The organism is Lentilactobacillus curieae, from assembly GCF_000785105.2.
Lineage (GTDB): Bacteria > Bacillota > Bacilli > Lactobacillales > Lactobacillaceae > Lentilactobacillus > Lentilactobacillus curieae.
Map to the genome: position 1 here is coordinate 1265965 of NZ_CP018906.1, position 17143 is coordinate 1283107.

The following is a 17143-nucleotide window of genomic DNA, read 5'->3' on the forward strand; positions in this document are numbered from 1 at the left end:
AACGAAGAGGCCAATTCCATTGTGGAATTGGCCTCTTTTTCTTGAATTGATTCTACCCCCATTAGCTGTTAAGATTATTTAGTTGGTTAAAATGCTTTAGGTACAGCATTTATAGCCGAATTACATAGGGGGTTCTTATGAAGTCTTTCAACTTTCGCTTCTTCATTCTGGTGTTAATTTCGTTCACACTGGGGTGTGGAGAGTTTCTCGTATCAGGAATTTTAAATGATTTATCAAACTACTTTAACCATTCGCTGGCAAGTGTTGGCTTACTGGTCACGGTTTTTGCCTTAGTCTATGCGATCAGTACCCCAATCATCACTTTGCTGGTAGGCCGTTACCGGTACTATCGGACGTTTGCGGTCCTGATGGTGATTTATATTCTCGGGTTAATAATGAGTGCGACGGCAATCAACTATCCAATCATGGTGATCTCTAGGATTATTACCGCGTCCGTCTCAGGAGCACTGCTTTCAGTTGCCCTAACTTTTGGAAATGCAATTGCTCCAGAGGAAAAGCGCGGGTTTACGATTGCGTGGATTTTCTCTGGTTTTAGTATTGCCAGTGTTGTGGGGATACCTGTCGGCACTTACGTTGCCCACGTTGCCAGTTGGCACGCTGCGTTCTGGGTAGTGGCGATTTTGTCTTTAATTACTTTTGGTTTGGGACTAATTTCGTTGCCCAATGATCTTAGGGCTGGCTATGATGATGACCAAGATAGTCCACTTGTACTTTTAAAAGATCCACTGATTTGGGTAGGGGTACTTGTGCCACTATTCTGGTCTGCCGGAATTAATACTTTCCACACTTACATTGCCCCGATAATCACCGACATTCTACACTTTGGTCCGGTTATGTTGAGTACGTTGCTGGCAATTATTGGAGTTATTTCAATCTTCAGTAGCCAAGCATCTGGAATTTTAGCAAACCATCATGGGTTGCGGAAAATGCCATTTATTTTCATTGTTGAAATCCTGCTGTTTTTAGCTGTTGGTTTTTCATATTCAAACGTAGCCATCGCTTTAACACTGATATTTTTGATGGAATCAATGTTTAACTTTTTAGGTTCATCAATTGAAATTCACTTTTTGGACGTAGCGGAAGAATTTTACCCACAGTCTGTGGTGTTTGCTTCATCGCTTAACCCAGTCTTCTTTAACCTAGGGATTTCGTTAGGATCGGCTAGCGGAAGTGTCATCATTGATGGTCCTGGACTGAGGTATATCAATTATGGAAGCATTGTGTTTATTATTGTGGCGTTTGGCTTGCTAACAATATTGAACAGGATGATTGCGGGTAGAGGATTGAAAGAATAATCGGATTGATTAGCATTCAATTCACCTTTTAGCCACTCCCAATGGAACGTGGTGCGCACGACTTCGAACCTTTCAAACCCCGAAAGTTTCAAAGCTCGACGTTGTCGTAAGTCATGCTGACTAACGACAATTTCACCACTGATTGGGGTGGCTCTAGGGGTGAATTTGGGTAAGTGGAGAGTTAGTCCATATGTGGGCTCACTCTTTTTTGTATAAGAAAAGCCCCACATTAAGGGGCCTCGCTTAATATCTATAAAACCATGAACTACTATTTGTTCGTGCATACCATAATGTTTTACCGTGACCAGCAACATATAGCATAAATCCATCAGGACCCATGTGATAGAACCTGGCAATTTTTATATGTTTACCTCTTGGCAAATCTTGATCCCAAAATCCAGTGGTAAACGTGAATTGGTCTGGAAAATTTTGCTCTATGCATACTACTTGCTTGTGCAGTCTGTTGCGTTGTCAATCCGGTTAATCCCAAAGCAGCCCATAAAAAAACACCTGCAAGACATAATTGTCTTACAGATGTTTTTTTATCCAGCGAACGAACCATTTTCCACTTCTCTAATAAACGTTGCCAAATGATCATAGTACACATCCGGATTATCCACCATATGATGATGGCCACCCTCAGGTGTTGATACAAATCTTGCGTTAGGGATCATTTCAGCCATCCGCTTACCAGTTTCAATTGGCATTGATTCATGTTCACCATAGGTTACCAACGTTGGTACCTTAATGTTCTTTAATTTGTCAGTAAAGTTCCATTCACCCAACTTACCAGTGATAACAAACTCATTGTCACCTTGGAAAGCACCGTAAATATCAGTGTTCATGGTACTGATCAAATGATCAAGGGTTGATGGTTGTTTACGGTCAATGTAGCTCTTGTTCAAAATATCAACGAGTGATTGGTATTCCTCGTTGTCATAATCGTTCTTAGCTTCGCATTCCTTCATGAATGACAATTGTTCAGGAGTAAATGTCTTTTCACGAATTTGTGCCAAGTGGTCAGTATAGTCTTTGATGTTATCGACCATTGATGAAACGATGGCACCCTTCAAATGTTCACCATACTTTTCAGCATACATTTGAACCAATGAGCCACCCCATGATTGACCAATCAAGTAGAATTGATCGATACCTAATTTTTGACGAACTTCTTCAACTTCGTCCAAGAAGTAGTCGTAAGTTAAGATTGAGTCCCTAACTTTTTGGTCTGAGAAATCAGGGCTATCTGAGTACCATGATCCTAGTTGGTCATACATATGAACTTGGACGTTTAGCCCTTGCTTCTTAAGTTGCTTTGCAGCATCTTCCCAATATTCGTGATTGCCACCAGGGCCACCGTGAAGTGCTAACAAATGAATATCGCCTTCACCTTGAGTGTTTGTCCAGAGATGGTAACCGTTATCTAGTGTGATGATCTTAGTTCCTTGACGCATTTTATCACCTGTCCTTTGCAATATAAGTTAAATTATACCACTTTTCAGCACGTGATTTCATCCTCTATTCGATTGGGAGCGTGATGCTTGATTTGTTTAAATCAACAGTGTAGTTGATTTCTTGGTTAGTTCTAATCGTGAAATCAAGGTCGGCTGAGAATAATAGAATCCCAATTTTGTGACCCTTCAAAATGCGGAACACTTCAGGTTCTAAATCAAAGTCGACTTGGTATGATTCTCCTGGAACTACGTCATCAATGTGATAGCTATTTTGGCGGTTTTGCATGTTGATGTGGCCGTCAGTAATCTTTTTGTACTCAGTTGCTTTCTTTTCGGATTCAAACTCCCGCAAGTTATCTTTTCGCCAATTGTAGCCAAGGTTGATTTGCATTGGCTCAAGAACTTGGGGAGTAGGGGTAAGCCGTTTAGCCTTACCATAGTCGACGATTTTGGCACTTAACATTCCCAAATTCTGGTCGCTGGCTACATTAATTGAAAGGTGAACCTTACCATTGATGGTTAGGTCCTCTTCAAGCGGTGCAGAAACTAGCTTAATGCTGTTTTGGTCGACTTTAGATGTGTCGAGCTTATAAAGTTCTGAGCGCCATTTGCTGGTATTGTCACTAAATTCTTTAAACTGTTCGGCTGGCATCTGGTTACTAAACTTGGCGTTACCGTTCACGTTGGTGAACCATTCGTCAGCGAGACTAACTTGCTTCGTTTTCTCGGATCCCCAATTAATGATGGTCTTCCAAGTCTGTTCTTCAGCGTTATCTTGAACAAGAACGTCTGGAAGAACTTTGTCGGCTTGATTCTCGATTCCGTAAAGTTTGTTGACCAGCCAAAGGTTGACCATATCTGTGAAGTCAACGGAGCGGAAGTTGTTTAGGTATTCGTGTTGGCCTTGATGAAGAACGGTTTTTAAGGTGAGGTTATCGTTTTTCAATAACTCCTTTAAGTTGTAAGCATGGGATAGCTTAACGTTCCAGTCATTCAAACCATGAACCAATAGAACGTCTGCCTTCGCTTTGTCAGAATTTAGGTAGTTTCTGGCGTCCCAAAACTTATTGTAATCGCCGGTTTTTCTGTCCTCATCCTTTTCAATTGCCTTTAATTGGTGTTCCCAAGACTGTTTAGTTTCAAGGTATTGGTTAGCCCGTTGTTTCCTTGAGAAAGTCAATTCCGCCAGGATGTCGGCATCTTCTCCTTGGAAACCGCCAGGGGCAACTACTAGACCGTTTTCGCGGTAGTAGTCATACCAGTTAGAAATTCCGGCTTCGACAACTGCAGTCTTCAAGCCGTCGACACCAGATAGTACAGCAGCATTTGCAAGGGTACCAAGGTATGAACGTCCAGTCATACCAACGTTGCCGTTGCTCCACCATGCTTCGATTCCAACCTTGTCAGTCCGGTTCGTGAAGGCGACCCGGTTGTGACTTAACCACTCAATTACAGCTGTAGTTGAAATGGTTTCAGCATCTGAGCCAGTTGTCCGGTAACCATCAGAATCTTTAGTTCCGACTCCTGAAGAGTAAACGACTGCAAATCCATGGGCCAACAAATAATCGTTGAGTGTGTAAGTCCAGGTTTTTGTGAATGATTCTTCTGCTGTATCGGTCATTTGTTCTGGTTTAGTTTCTGGTGGTAATGATGTATTAGGGGCATCGGCAGTCACGTCTACCTTGGTAAAATCATTTGGATCTTTGTGAACAAGCTGGTCCTTAGAAACGTCGTGAGTCAGGTCATCGGCCTGCTTGTCATTAGTTCCCTGGTCGTAAGGGCTAGCAGTGAAGACGACCGGCACCTTGACGCCCTTGTTAGTTTCGTTTGGGCGAATAACCTCAACTTTGATTAAGTCGCGCTTTCCATCATGGTCGGAATCGACTGGCGCTTCGACGTAGACAACTTCGCGAATTAGCTTGGAGGTATTAAACACAGCTTGAGATTTACCGTTGAAAAAGACGGGCTTCTTCAAACCTGAATCTGCACCAAATTGGGCGTAGTAACCTTGACCTGCTAGGTAATCAATCAGTGTCTGGCCAAACTTAGTCCTGGTATTTAGCAGTAAATACCAGGCGTCAATTAGGCCGTCTCGGTCAAATGGGTCTGCGGCTTCAGTAGTTGGTAAGCCAAATTCATGCATTTTTTTGACTGGATCCGTTAAGTCAAAATCCAGGCCAACTTCAAACTGAAGTAGTTGTAAAGCTACATTGTAAAATGCCTCGTGTGAAATAGCAGCATTAGTTTTGGTATACTCGTCAACGCTTTGTTCAGCAGTCGCCATGATGGTGGTTAGGCGATGCTCACGGGTTGAATGGCCCTGATTTTCGAGCAGAAACTTCATCAAAAATTGCCGGTAGAGCATCACAGGGTCTGATACCTTCCTGGTTTTTGGCGTTACAAACCGAATATCTGCTAGCTCCTGAACGATTTTATCGTGGCTAGTTGGTACGTAAGCGAACTGGTTAATTTTCAAAGTAAGTACCTCCGTAACGATTGAATTAAAGTAATTATACATTACCTGACCAATCGCTGTTTTAAATGGCAGAGATTTTTCTAAAATGATAGTATTTAGTTATAAGAAAAAAAGTAGGGAGAATATATGGATTACGTTGGGCAAATTGCATTAATTTTAATAACGACTTTGATTGCATCGGCATTAAGCCAGCGAGTTGGGATGCCAGCAGTTATTGGGCAGCTAATCGTAGGGGTGCTCCTAGGACCTGGAGTTTTTGGCATTCTTGCAAATAATCACCTGATGCACGTTGGTTCCGAACTTGGAGTAATCGTGTTGATGTTTATTGCTGGGATCGAAAGTGACCTCGATTTATTAAAGAAGTATTTCCGGCCAGCAATCTACGTTGCGATGTGCGGAGTCATTGCCCCGATGATTTTGTTCTATATATATGGACAATTTATGGGGCAAGGATTTGAACGCTCGATTTTTTGGGGTGTCATTTTTGCAGCAACGTCAGTTTCAATCAGTGTTGAGGTTTTACGTGAGTTTAAGAAACTTGATACTAGAGAGGGTGCTACCATTTTGGGAGCGGCAGTGGTCGATGACATTATTGCCGTTATCCTGCTAAGTGTTTTTGTTAGCGTATTTGGCGTTGGCGGTGATGGTCAGATGAACTTGGTTACTGCCACGATACTACAGGTGTGCTACTTCATTGGGGTTGTATTCCTGGTTAAATGGGTGGTTCCCTTCGTTCTCAGGTTAGCAGAGCGGTTACCCGTTCACGGAGCGGTCGCAATCGTTTCCTTATCGATTTGTTTATTGATGGCCTACACAGCTGATTTAATTGGGTTGAGTGCCGTTGTTGGGGCCTTCTTTGCTGGGGTGGCTGTTTCTCAGACCAAGTATGAAGGAGAAATTTCCAGTTCGGTCAGTTCAGTTGGCTACACCTTCTTTATTCCAATTTTCTTTGTTAGCATTGGATTGGAAATGGAATTTGATGGCGTCCTAAAGAATATTGGTCTAATTGTGATTATGTCGGTATTGGCAGTAATTACTAAACTATATGGTGGAGCAATTGGGGCAAAGATTGCTAGAATGAACACAACTAGTGCGATGGTAGTTGGTTCAGGAATGATTTCTCGTGGTGAAATGGCGTTGATTATCGCCCAAATCGGAATCTCAGCAAAGTTGATTGCACCAGAATTGTATTCAGAAATTATTATTGTAATCGTGATTTCAACGATTATTGCACCGCTATTCCTTAAGCGGACCATTGCAAAATTAGACAAATTGGGTGAGGGGAGTAATTAATATGGCTACTGAAAACGCAAGTGGAGCAGTTGTTTATCAGATTAGAAACAATATGGTTTGCTACCTACTATTACAAAGTGCTACTGATGACTTTTGGGGATTTCCAAAGGGACACGTTGAAGCGAATGAAAATCTAGTGCAAACTGCGGTACGAGAAATTCGTGAAGAAACTGATTTGGAGACTAAAATTGATACTAACTTCGAGCAGACCTTGGAGTATGACATGAAGAATGGTAATCACAAGGTGGTAACCTTTTATGTAAGTCGGGTACCAGAAGACGTACAAGTTTCCCGTCAAGCTGAAGAAATTAATTCGTTTGGTTGGTTTACCTTTGATAAGGCGTACAATACTTTAACTTATGACAATTTACGTGAGTTACTAAAGTCTGCTGATAGCTACATCAAAACCAAAGAAAAAGTTGGCGATTAAGATGAGTGAACAACGTGTATTTGTAATTACGGGAGCCGCCGGGAGCGGTAAGACCACAGTTAGAAATTACTTGACCAAGGAGTTTAATATGCCCAAGGTCATTACTCATACGACTCGGGCACCGAGGATTCATGAAGAAGATGGGGTGGATTACTACTTTGAATCGGAAGATTCGTTTGGGGATAACCACTATCTGGAATCAGTTTCTTATGCGGGAAATCGGTATGGATCATCATTTGAAGGTCTTGATGAAGCTTGGAAGAGTTCTGACTTCATTACCATTGTTTTGGATACCGCGGGAGCGATTACTTATAAACGTGAGTTGGGTGATAAAGCCGTTGTCATTTTTTTGAAAGTTGATGATTCGAGTACGCTACTCCAACGGATGAAGACCAGGGGAGATGACACCCAGACGTTAGCTGATCGGATTAAGAGCGATGAATATTTGCGAGATTTAACTCTTCCCGAAGAACTTAAGGGTAACGCATTTGTCATTAACAACAATGATTGGGAACGAACGAAACACATTGTTAATGATATTGTTGCAAAATATAAATAATAATGTAAAAATCCTTGCCACGTCAGTTTGTATGTGGCATTTTTTTGTGTTAGGATAAGTTAAATAGTAATAGTAATCGTTACATTTAACGGAGGTAACTAAAATATGCCTGCAGTAGAAGAAGCAACTAAAGTCTTAAAAAGCAATAATTATAAAATTACAAAGCAACGAATCGCGATGATCAAGTACCTTGCGAACACCGCTGACCATAAATATGTAGAAGTAACCGCAATTGACGATTATATGCGTAAGTCATTTCCTAAGATGAGCCATAATACTATCTATAGAAACATTTCTGAATTTGAAGAAATGGGAATCGTTGAAAAACAAGTTCAGGGACAACATCAGTGTGTTAAGTTCCAATGTGACTTTAAAAATGAGCATCATCATCACTTTATCTGTAATAATTGTGGCAAGGTGACTGAGCTTAAGGAATGCCCACTAAGCCCTGAGGTGCTTGAACAGCTTCCCGGTGTTGAAATAACGGGTCACTACTTCCAAATTTACGGTTTGTGCCAAGAATGTGCTAATTTAAAGAATAATTAACGAAAAATTTATCAGAATAACATATATTTGTGGCATAATCTGGTTTAACAATTTGAGTAAGGAAGTGTATCCATGGACAATCGAATCCCACCGTTAATCACGCCGTTTGCGATTTTATCAATTTCACTCGCACTGGGAGCAACTAACGTTGTGGTTAATAAGGTAACTGCTACTAATGAGGGGACACCGGCCCAAACTCAAACAGCAAATCAGCAAAGCCTTTCTAAAAAGATTTATGGTAAGACTGAAAAGCCAAGTAAAAATAGCTCTAGTGCAGAGTTGAAAGATAATACTGATAAGAAGAAAGCCGATAAGAGTAAGGATGATTCAGCTGAGAAAAAAGCTGAACAAACCAAAACTGATGAGCAAAATGACAAAGCGGCCACTGCAACAGACACTGGCACCACAACTAATAAAGCTAAAAAATCGGCAAGTAACACGACAACGTCAGCTAAAGATAAATCTAACTCCGGTACTAAGAAATCTGGCACGGTTACGGGAACAACAAGTAACACCAAGAAAAATGCCAACGCCACCCAGACTGAAAAACAAGGGACTGAGACCACAACTGGGAACACGGCTAACACTGGTGATACTACCACTGGGACGACAGAACCTGAGAAGACTACTGGTACAGCCCGTAGCACTACTGGGAATACTACCCGAACAACTACGCAACAGAATACAACCACTCAGGGAGGTGATGATTAATGTTTAGTTTCTTAGACATGGTTAACCATTACCTTGGGTACTTCAACATTAGTGTCACCTTAAAGAGTAGGATTTATACGATTTTAGGTGCGCTAGGTGACGCATACCTGTTTTACATTTCATACAGGTTTTTGAGTAACGGATACATTCCTCGAGGGTTAATGTTTCTGCTAGTCGCCATCGTGTTGCTTTACTTTGAGATTTGTAACTTCTTTTATTACTTTACAAATCATCAACCGAAGTTTGATTTGACCCCCAAATTGGCTAAAGCCTTACACATCGCTAATAAGCCAAAGAAAACCCAAATTAATTCGCAGATGACTGGCAGTAATGTGGTCACTAATAACATTCCTGCCAACGGGATGTTTGACGATCGTCACGTGATTCCAGCGAAGGTAGAGTGCACACCTGACCAACAACAAAATATCAATCAAATTGTGACGATTTTAAAATCAAAGAACTTGTTACGTGAAGATTATGGTGGTCATTCTGATCGCCAGCTTGCGGAAGTGATCAAGGCAACAGATGGTAAGCCTGTCTTTGCGATTGGTAAGGGAGTCTTGCTGCCATATTTTGATATGAAACGGACGGGTGACCGCTATGTGGTCTACGCCGGGCTTAACCAAGCTGAACAATTTCCAGTTGGTGAGGTTAAAAGAATTGGTTTGCAATCAATCAAGTCGATTGATAAAGAAAATATCAAGTTCTTTTTAGCCTCGGTGACACTGGTTGGTGGACCCTACAAAAAGTACGGTCGTTCAACCTTGATGGAACACCAAAAAGACTACGAAATCGCGATTAAAGTTGCTTACCAAAAGCAAAAATAAAATGAATAGAAGTACTCAAAATGAAGATTAGCTTGAAAAGATTATGAAAGCTAATCTTTTTGTTTTGCCATTATTTTTGCAAAAAAAACTGTACATCTTAGCTATTAATCGGGTAAAATATTAAATACTACCAACTTAAGCCGATAATTATTCGGAATTGATTTATTGAGATAACGGCAGTCTTAGTCGCTATCATTTTGTTTCAATTTTTTTAGGTTAGGTTATTTTACACGGGGGCAGTTTTAACCTATGATTGATTTAGTAATAATTCTTAGACAATTTTAATTAATTGCCCTGAGTTTGGAGGAAATAAGTATGGCAATGATCGAGTTTGATGACGTACAAAAGTATTATGGTGATTTTCACGCGTTAAAAGACATCAACTTAAAGATAGAGGCCGGCGAAACGGTTGTGTTGATTGGACCTTCAGGTTCAGGTAAATCAACCCTAATTCGTACGGTTAATGGACTGGAACCAGTTCAAGATGGTCGCTTGATCGTTAACGGTCAGGATTTAGCAAACCGGAAGACGGATATTAACCGAATTCGGAAGAACGTTGGGATGGTGTTCCAACACTTTAACCTCTATGCTAACAAGACAATTCTTGAAAACATTATGCTAGCACCACGAATCGTTTTGAAACGTGATGAAGCAGAAAACAAAAAGTTCGCAATGGAATTACTAGACCGAGTTGGGTTGGCTGATCAAGCTGAAAAGTATCCAGCACAACTATCTGGTGGTCAACAACAACGAATTGCTATTGCTCGTTCACTAGCAATGAAACCTAAGTGTTTGTTGTTTGATGAGCCAACTTCAGCTCTCGATCCCGAAATGATTGATGATGTTTTGAACGTAATGAAAGATATTGCTCGTGACTCCAACATGACAATGCTGGTTGTTACCCACGAAATGGGCTTTGCTCGTGAAGTGGCTGACCGAGTTATTTTCATGGCTGATGGTCAAATTCTTGAAGATGACAGCAGTGATACATTCTTTAATGGTGAACCTTCAAATGAACGTGCTCGTCAGTTCTTAGGCAAGATTATTACGCACTAAAATCGTTACGTGGAGGGATGCACTATGAAAAAGGTCTACAGGAAGCTTGGACTTTTGCTTGCACTGTTTGTAACGATTATTAGTTTAAGTGCATGTAGTTCAAGCGCTAAAAAAGACGTCTTAGCCGAAGACAAAGCATCGAACACCATTACCTGGGGTGTTAAAGCTGATACTAAGTTATTCGGTTTGATGGACGTTAAAGATAATGAAATTAAGGGATTTGAAGTCGACTTAGCTAAGGCGATGACTAAACAAATCCTCGGCAAAGACGGTAAGGCTCGTTTCTTACAAGTTACTAGTCAAACCCGGATGCCTTTACTTAGAAACGGAAACATTGATGCCATTATGGCAACTATGACCATCACCCCAGAGCGGGCAAAGCAAGTTGACTTTAGTCGTTCATACTTTGACGCTGGGCAAGCAATTTTGGTCAAAGATGGTAGCCCAATTAAGAACGTTAAGGACCTTAATAAGAAGGGCGACGTTGTCCTTGGGGTTGTTGGCTCTAACTCAGTTCAAAACATTGGTAAGTTTGCTCCCAAGGCAAGAGTGCTACAACTAACCGACTACTCACAAGCGCTGACTGCTTTGAAGTCCGGCCAAGGACAAGCACTTACTACCGATAACGGTATCCTTTATGGTATGTCTGTTGAAAACCCTGGCTACTCCGTTGTTGGTGGAACATTCACTAACGAACCTTACGGAATTGCGGTTGATAAGGGTCAAACTAAGCTACAAAAAGCAATGAATGGTGCCCTCACCAAGGTTGAAAAATCTGGTGAGTACAACAAGTTACTAAACAAGTGGTTCGGAAATGTTAAAGGATTCAATTTGAAGGAGGCGTACAGACAATGATAAGTATTTTTCAAAATTATGGAGGCCTTCTTCTCCAAGGATTCTGGCAAACAATTCTATGTAGTTTGATTGCGTTGTTCTTTGCGTTGATCATTGGTTCTGCATTCGCTATTTTGGAAGTTATGCCAAACAAGTTGGTTCATGTAATCGCTAAGGCATACATCGAACTATTCCGGAACATTCCGCTACTAGTTATCACAATGTTTTTCTACGTGGTTATTCCAATGTACGTGGCAAAAATTAGTGGGTTTGCTTCTGGAACAATTGGTCTGACACTTTACTCATCAGCGTTTATTGCTGAAACTGTTCGTTCAGGAATTCAATCGGTTGATCCTGGACAAATGGAAGGTGCCCGTTCAAATGGTTTGACCTTCTGGCAATCAATGCGTTACATAGTGTTGCCACAGGCCTTTAAGTACGTTATCCCACCATTGGGAAACCAATTTATCAACTTAATTAAGAACTCATCAGTTCTAGCCTTCGTTGCTGGATTTGATTTGATGTACCAGGGTAACGTTATTGCTTCTGACTCACTACAAAGTATGAGTGCTTATATGTGTGTCGGAGTGCTTTATTTGGTAATCACATTGCCATTGAGCTACTATATGCGTCACCTTGAAAAGAAAATTGCTGCTTAAAAGGAGGAATCAAATATGTTAAACGTATTAGGTGCATATTCATGGGTTAACATCCGGTTCCTTCTTGAAGGAGCTTGGGTCACTGTTTTTGTTTCAGTCCTTTCAATTTTATTTAGCTACATTTTAGGGGTTATCTTAGGAATTACCCGTTACGTTAATATCAAATGGTTGTCACCAATTGTTGGGTTCATTATTGATATCATTCGTAACTTGCCATTGATTTTGATAATCTTCTTTACCTACTTTGGTTTGCCACTTCTAGGCTTTAAGCCAGCGCCAATTTGGGCATCAATTATGGCGCTTTCAATTTTCGAAGCTGCCATGGTTGCTGAAATTGTGCGTGCCGGAATTGCCTCGATCCCAGTTGGTCAAATGGAAGGTGCTCGGGCCAATGGACTTACTTATTGGCAAGGTTTGTGGCACATTGTGTTACCCCAAGCCATTAGAAATATGATTCCTGCCATCGTTTCTCAATTCATTTCCTTAGTTAAGGATACTTCACTGGCAACTATCATTGTGCTGCCTGATTTGATGAACCATGCGCAAATCATTTATGGTCAGAATACTAATTACACAATTCCAATGTTTATTGCATTGGCGGTTATTTACTTTATCGTTTGTTACTCACTTTCACTGTTTGCCTCATACCTTGAGAGACGTCAGAAGAAGTCTATTGCCCAAGACCCTGAAGATGAAGATGTTCAGGGTGGAGATATGCCGCTGCAATAGGGATTCATTACAGAAAGCTGAACACCAATTACGGTGGTTCGGCTTTTTTTGTATCCCAAATCAAATTTATGTTGTAATCAAGTTTTGCAGATGATAACGTATATTTATACGTTTTTGACGAAAAAGGAGTTATTAAACTATGGAAAAACAGCAGAAAATTCAGATTTTATCTGATCTGATTGCAATTCGATCAGTGAACGATAATGAAGCACAGGTTGCTGATTACATCTCAGGGTTATTTGAACCTTATGCAAATAAGGGAGTGGATATTCAAAGAGTTACATATGCGCCTGGAAGAGATAACTTGGTGATTACGATTGGAGAAGGCCCATCAACACTTGGCTTTTCTGGTCATGAGGATGTGGTTGCTGCGGGTGATCCTGCTGATTGGAGTAGCGATCCGTTTGAAGCAACTATCAAAGATAACAAACTATACGGTCGTGGTGCTACTGACATGAAGAGCGGCTTGGCAGCACAACTCATTGCTATGTTAGAGATGCTTGAGTCAGATAGTGTTCCAGGAAAGATAAAGATGTTTGCAACAGTGGGTGAAGAAACTGGGGAGTATGGTGCTGCTCAATTGACTAAAGCTGGATACGTTGACGGAATTGGTGGACTGATTATTTCGGAGCCGGGTGATGGCATGAGCCGAGTTGGCTTTACGTCTAAAGGAGTTATTGATTACATCATCACTTCTGTTGGTAAGGGTGCGCATAGTTCTCGTCCAGAAAAGGGAGTCAACGCTATTGACCCTTTGGTTGATTTTGCTACTGAAGTTAGATCTGTGATGGCCAAATTTGATAAGGAGAACCCGGTTCTTGGCAAGTTGACTCACGTTCAAAGTGTCATTAGTGGTGGGGTACAAATTAATAGTGTTCCTGCTAAGGGGATCATGAAGGGAAACATTCGCACGATTCCAGAATATCCTAATCAAGTAGTTTTTGATGCGTTGAATGGGTTGGTGGAGAAGTTGAATCAAAGGCCGGGTTTTGATTTATCGATAAAATATAGCTTTCCAGAAGAAGCAATGCCCGGGGATGAAAACTCGCCATTTATCAAGTTGCTCAAAAAGGTTCATGATGGGATGTTTGATGAACCATTGGAAGCAGTTGGGCAAACCGGCGCAAATGATGGTCAAGAATTTCTTCATGCAAAGGGTGACTTCAGTATTGCTCTATTGGGACCTGGTAACGATACTTCCCACCAAGTTGATGAGTATGTAGACTTAGATGTCTATCTCAAATCAATTGATTTTTATAAACAGTTAGCAGTTGAATTCTTCGCAAAGGAGAAATAAATTATGAATCAAATCGATGAAAAAAAGTCTAAACGGTTAAAGATGCCGTCAGCGTTTACGATTTTATTTGGTCTGATTGCGCTGATTGCTGTTCTGACCTGGGTTATTCCAGCTGGGACGTACTCAACGACATCAGATGGAACGCTAATCAGTGGAACCTACAAAACAGTTGCTAGCCATACCCAAGGACTTTGGGATGTTTTAATGGCACCAATTATTGGGATGATTGGAAATAAGCAGACCACTGGAGCCATTGAAATTTCGATGTTTATTTTGGTTATTGGTGGATTTCTTGGCGTTGTCAATAAGACAGGTGCCTTAGATGACGGTATTCGAGCCATTGTTAACCGTTATCGAGGACATGAAAAGCGCCTCATTATCGTATTAATGATTTTGTTTTCAATTGGTGGTTCAACGTACGGAATGGGTGAAGAAACGATGGCATTCTTCCCATTGTTGATTCCAATTATGATGGGGGTTGGCTATGATTCTTTGGTTGCAGTGGGAATTATTTTGCTTAGCACCAGAGTTGGTGATTTAGCATCAACCGTTAACCCGTTTGCAACAGGAGTGGCTTCAGGAATTATCAAAATATCCCCTGGGGTTGGCCTGTTTTCTAGAATTATTTTATTAATTATCGTTACTGCAATTGCAATTTTATTCGTGCTTCATTACGCAGAAAAGATTCGAAAAGATCCGACAAAGTCATTAGTATATCAGCAACGTGATAAAGATATGGAAACATTCTCTGTTGCTGCCAGGACAGCTGAACCTAAGCCACTGACAAAGAATCAAAAAGGGGTACTAGTTGTATTCTGTCTAACCTTTGTAATCATGATTATTGGATTAGTGCCTTGGACGAGTATTAACAGTCACTGGACGTTCTTTGATAGCTTTAATAGCTTGATCACTAAAAACACATTTTTAGGAACTATCCTTGGTAAAGATATCGTTTCATTAGGTAATTGGTACTTTAATGAAATCACTTTGCTATTCTTATTGATGTCGATTGTAATTAAGTTTGTGGGGCACATAAATGAATCTGAGTTTATTTCATCGTTTATGGGTGGAATGGCAGAACTTTTAAACGTAGCTATTATTGTTGCGGTTGCTAGAGGGATTCAAGCAATTATGAATAGTGGGATGATTACTGGGACGATTCTTCACTTTGGAGAAACCGGCTTGAGTGGATTGCCTAAACCGGTATTTGCCATTTTGGCATTTGTATTCTTCTGTGTGCTATCAATCGTAATTCCGTCAAGCTCTGGTTTGGCTGCAGCTACGATGGGCATTATGGGTTCGTTAGCGGCATTTTCACACGTAGACGGCAGTGTAATGGTTTCTGCATTTCAAGCATCATCGGGGTTGATTACTGCGATTACACCAACCTCAGCCATTCTGATGGGGGCACTAGCCTTATCTCATATCAGTCTAATCACTTGGTGGAAATGGACCTGGAAACTAATAGCAATGTTATTTATCATCACTTGTGCCTTCTTAGGAATTGTGGCAGTTTTATAAATGCATATAAAAACGACCAATCTCAAGATTGGTCGTTTTTTCGTACTTATTAATCAATTTCTTCTTCTGCCGGACCATTATCTGGTTCACCAGCATGTTTTTTACTTTGGTAATAGAACACTGGAATTCCAATGATAACGAAGACAAATGAAGTTAATACTCCAACTAAGTCTGATTGGATTTCACTAACAATCACGAACAATGAACCAAGGATGGCAACGATTGGCGTGATTGGGAAGAGTGGAGTTGAGAATACTCGTTTCTTACCAGCATTCCGCTTTCTGAGCAAGAATACACCAACGAAGGCCATTACGTAGAAGCAGTAAACCGTAAAGATACATAGTTCTGATAAACGGTCAGCGTTAGCAAAAACAATCATCAAAGCAACGATTGCTAGTTCACCAACAGTTGAAAAGATTGGTGTGTGACTCTTTGGGTGAAGGTATGAGAGAGTCTTTGAAAATGGTAGTTGGTTCCGACGAGCCATTGCGTACATGATCCGTGGGAAAGTCATAATCTTACCATTCATACAGCCCACGATTGAAATAATAATTCCAATACTTAGAATCTTACCACCAACGTCACCAAAGGCTTGATTGGCAATGTAAGGAATTGCACTAGTTCCGAGTGAGTGAATCTTTTCAGCAGGAATTGCTCGATAAACCCCAAAGGAAACTAACAAGTAAATTGCCAAAACTGCAAGGATCCCGTAAGTAATTGCTTGTGGCAATAATTTACGAGGGTTCTTGATTTCACCACCAAGGTTAGCAACTAGGATCCAACCATCAAAGGCGAACAGCGTTGCTAGGATGGCAACACCAAAGTTACCAGCAGTTGCATGAACCTCTGAAATACTTTGACCGAAGGCATCGTGTTTACCGAAGAACAAACCAAAGATGATCAGTGCTCCAACCGGAACGAGCTTACATAAAGTTGTAATAATAGCAAAAGTTGCTCCGTATCGGTTTGAAAACAGGTTTAAAATTCCAACGGCGATAACTGTACCGATAGCAAGTGGAATGTTCCAGCTTGATGGGAAACCAAAGAAGTCAGACAACAAAATTGCTAGGTAGGCACCAAGAGAAGCAATCATTGCTGGGCCGTAAATAATGATTTGCATCCAGCCAGATAGGAATCCCCAAAGCTTACCGTACAGTTTTTCCATGTAGACATATAAACCACCAGTTTGTGGTAATTGTGAGGCAATTTCAGCAATTGTCAGACCAGCAGTTAGAGTTAAAATCCCACCAGCTATCCATGCTAGCAATCCCATCGTGGTTGAGCCAGCGTCATCCAAAACGGCTGATTGTCTAACGAACACACCGGCACCAATAATCGTACCGATAACTAATGATAGTGCTGACCATAAACCTAGGTCACGGTCTAGTGAAACCTTCTTTTGATTATCTTGTTGCATAGCAAAAACTCCTTCTCA

16 protein-coding genes are annotated in these 17143 nt (G+C 40.9%); 13 read left to right on the forward strand and 3 right to left on the reverse strand.

Going from position 1 to position 17143, the window contains the following annotated elements; genetic code table 11:
- The first annotated feature begins 137 nt into the window (after window positions 1-137).
- Window positions 138-1316 (forward strand): MFS transporter, encoded by a 1179-nt coding sequence (locus PL11_RS06020; RefSeq protein ID WP_035168008.1) that lies wholly within the window; start codon window positions 138-140, stop codon window positions 1314-1316.
- 542 nt (window positions 1317-1858) lie between these two features.
- On the opposite strand, the gene PL11_RS06025 is transcribed toward PL11_RS06020, so the two are convergent.
- Window positions 1859-2770, reverse strand: coding sequence for a proline iminopeptidase-family hydrolase (locus PL11_RS06025; protein WP_035168010.1), 912 nt, complete (start codon window positions 2768-2770; stop codon window positions 1859-1861).
- Between the two features lie 64 nt (window positions 2771-2834).
- Window positions 2835-5246, reverse strand: a complete 2412-nt coding sequence (locus PL11_RS06030) for a Xaa-Pro dipeptidyl-peptidase (protein ID WP_237047476.1) — start codon at window positions 5244-5246, stop codon at window positions 2835-2837.
- A 126-nt stretch (window positions 5247-5372) separates the two neighbouring features.
- Here PL11_RS06030 and PL11_RS06035 point away from each other — a divergent pair, with 126 nt between their 5' ends.
- The 12 genes from PL11_RS06035 (at window position 5373) to PL11_RS06090 (ending at window position 15708) form a co-directional block, all read left to right on the forward strand.
- On the forward strand, window positions 5373-6539 hold the full coding sequence (locus PL11_RS06035; RefSeq protein ID WP_035168014.1) for a cation:proton antiporter: 1167 nt from the start codon (window positions 5373-5375) through the stop codon (window positions 6537-6539).
- Between the two features lies 1 nt (window position 6540).
- Window positions 6541-6969, forward strand: a complete 429-nt coding sequence (locus PL11_RS06040) for a bis(5'-nucleosyl)-tetraphosphatase (RefSeq protein ID WP_035168016.1) — start codon at window positions 6541-6543, stop codon at window positions 6967-6969.
- Window position 6970: 1 nt separating this feature from the next.
- Window positions 6971-7528 carry a guanylate kinase gene (locus tag PL11_RS06045; protein WP_035168019.1) on the forward strand — a complete coding sequence of 186 codons (558 nt, stop codon included), beginning with the start codon at window positions 6971-6973 and terminating at the stop codon, window positions 7526-7528.
- A 105-nt stretch (window positions 7529-7633) separates the two neighbouring features.
- Complete coding sequence (locus tag PL11_RS06050; protein ID WP_035168021.1) at window positions 7634-8074, forward strand: Fur family transcriptional regulator; 441 nt, start codon at window positions 7634-7636, stop codon at window positions 8072-8074.
- Window positions 8075-8146: 72 nt separating this feature from the next.
- Entirely contained in the window at window positions 8147-8785 is a 639-nt protein-coding gene (locus PL11_RS06055) for a hypothetical protein (RefSeq protein WP_035168022.1), read from the forward strand.
- Entirely contained in the window at window positions 8785-9612 is an 828-nt protein-coding gene (locus tag PL11_RS06060; protein WP_035168024.1) for a DUF6681 family protein, read from the forward strand. The genes PL11_RS06055 and PL11_RS06060 overlap by 1 nt, the downstream gene beginning before the upstream one ends.
- A gap of 315 nt (window positions 9613-9927) precedes the next feature.
- The gene (locus PL11_RS06065) at window positions 9928-10668 is read left to right on the forward strand and encodes an amino acid ABC transporter ATP-binding protein (RefSeq protein ID WP_035168026.1); all 741 of its coding nucleotides are present in this window, start codon (window positions 9928-9930) and stop codon (window positions 10666-10668) included.
- Between the two features lie 24 nt (window positions 10669-10692).
- Window positions 10693-11523 carry a transporter substrate-binding domain-containing protein gene (locus tag PL11_RS06070; protein ID WP_035168029.1) on the forward strand — a complete coding sequence of 277 codons (831 nt, stop codon included), beginning with the start codon at window positions 10693-10695 and terminating at the stop codon, window positions 11521-11523.
- Window positions 11520-12161, forward strand: coding sequence for an amino acid ABC transporter permease (locus tag PL11_RS06075; protein ID WP_035168031.1), 642 nt, complete (start codon window positions 11520-11522; stop codon window positions 12159-12161). The genes PL11_RS06070 and PL11_RS06075 overlap by 4 nt, the downstream gene beginning before the upstream one ends.
- A 15-nt stretch (window positions 12162-12176) precedes the next feature.
- Window positions 12177-12890, forward strand: coding sequence for an amino acid ABC transporter permease (locus PL11_RS06080; protein WP_078256933.1), 714 nt, complete (start codon window positions 12177-12179; stop codon window positions 12888-12890).
- Between the two features lie 139 nt (window positions 12891-13029).
- The gene (locus PL11_RS06085) at window positions 13030-14187 is read left to right on the forward strand and encodes an ArgE/DapE family deacylase (RefSeq protein ID WP_035168033.1); all 1158 of its coding nucleotides are present in this window, start codon (window positions 13030-13032) and stop codon (window positions 14185-14187) included.
- Between the two features lie 3 nt (window positions 14188-14190).
- Entirely contained in the window at window positions 14191-15708 is a 1518-nt protein-coding gene (locus PL11_RS06090) for a YfcC family protein (RefSeq protein ID WP_035168035.1), read from the forward strand.
- Between the two features lie 49 nt (window positions 15709-15757).
- Here the strand turns inward: PL11_RS06090 and PL11_RS06095 are convergent, their stop codons facing one another.
- Window positions 15758-17125, reverse strand: coding sequence for an APC family permease (locus tag PL11_RS06095; protein ID WP_035168037.1), 1368 nt, complete (start codon window positions 17123-17125; stop codon window positions 15758-15760).
- Window positions 17126-17143 lie beyond the last annotated feature (18 nt).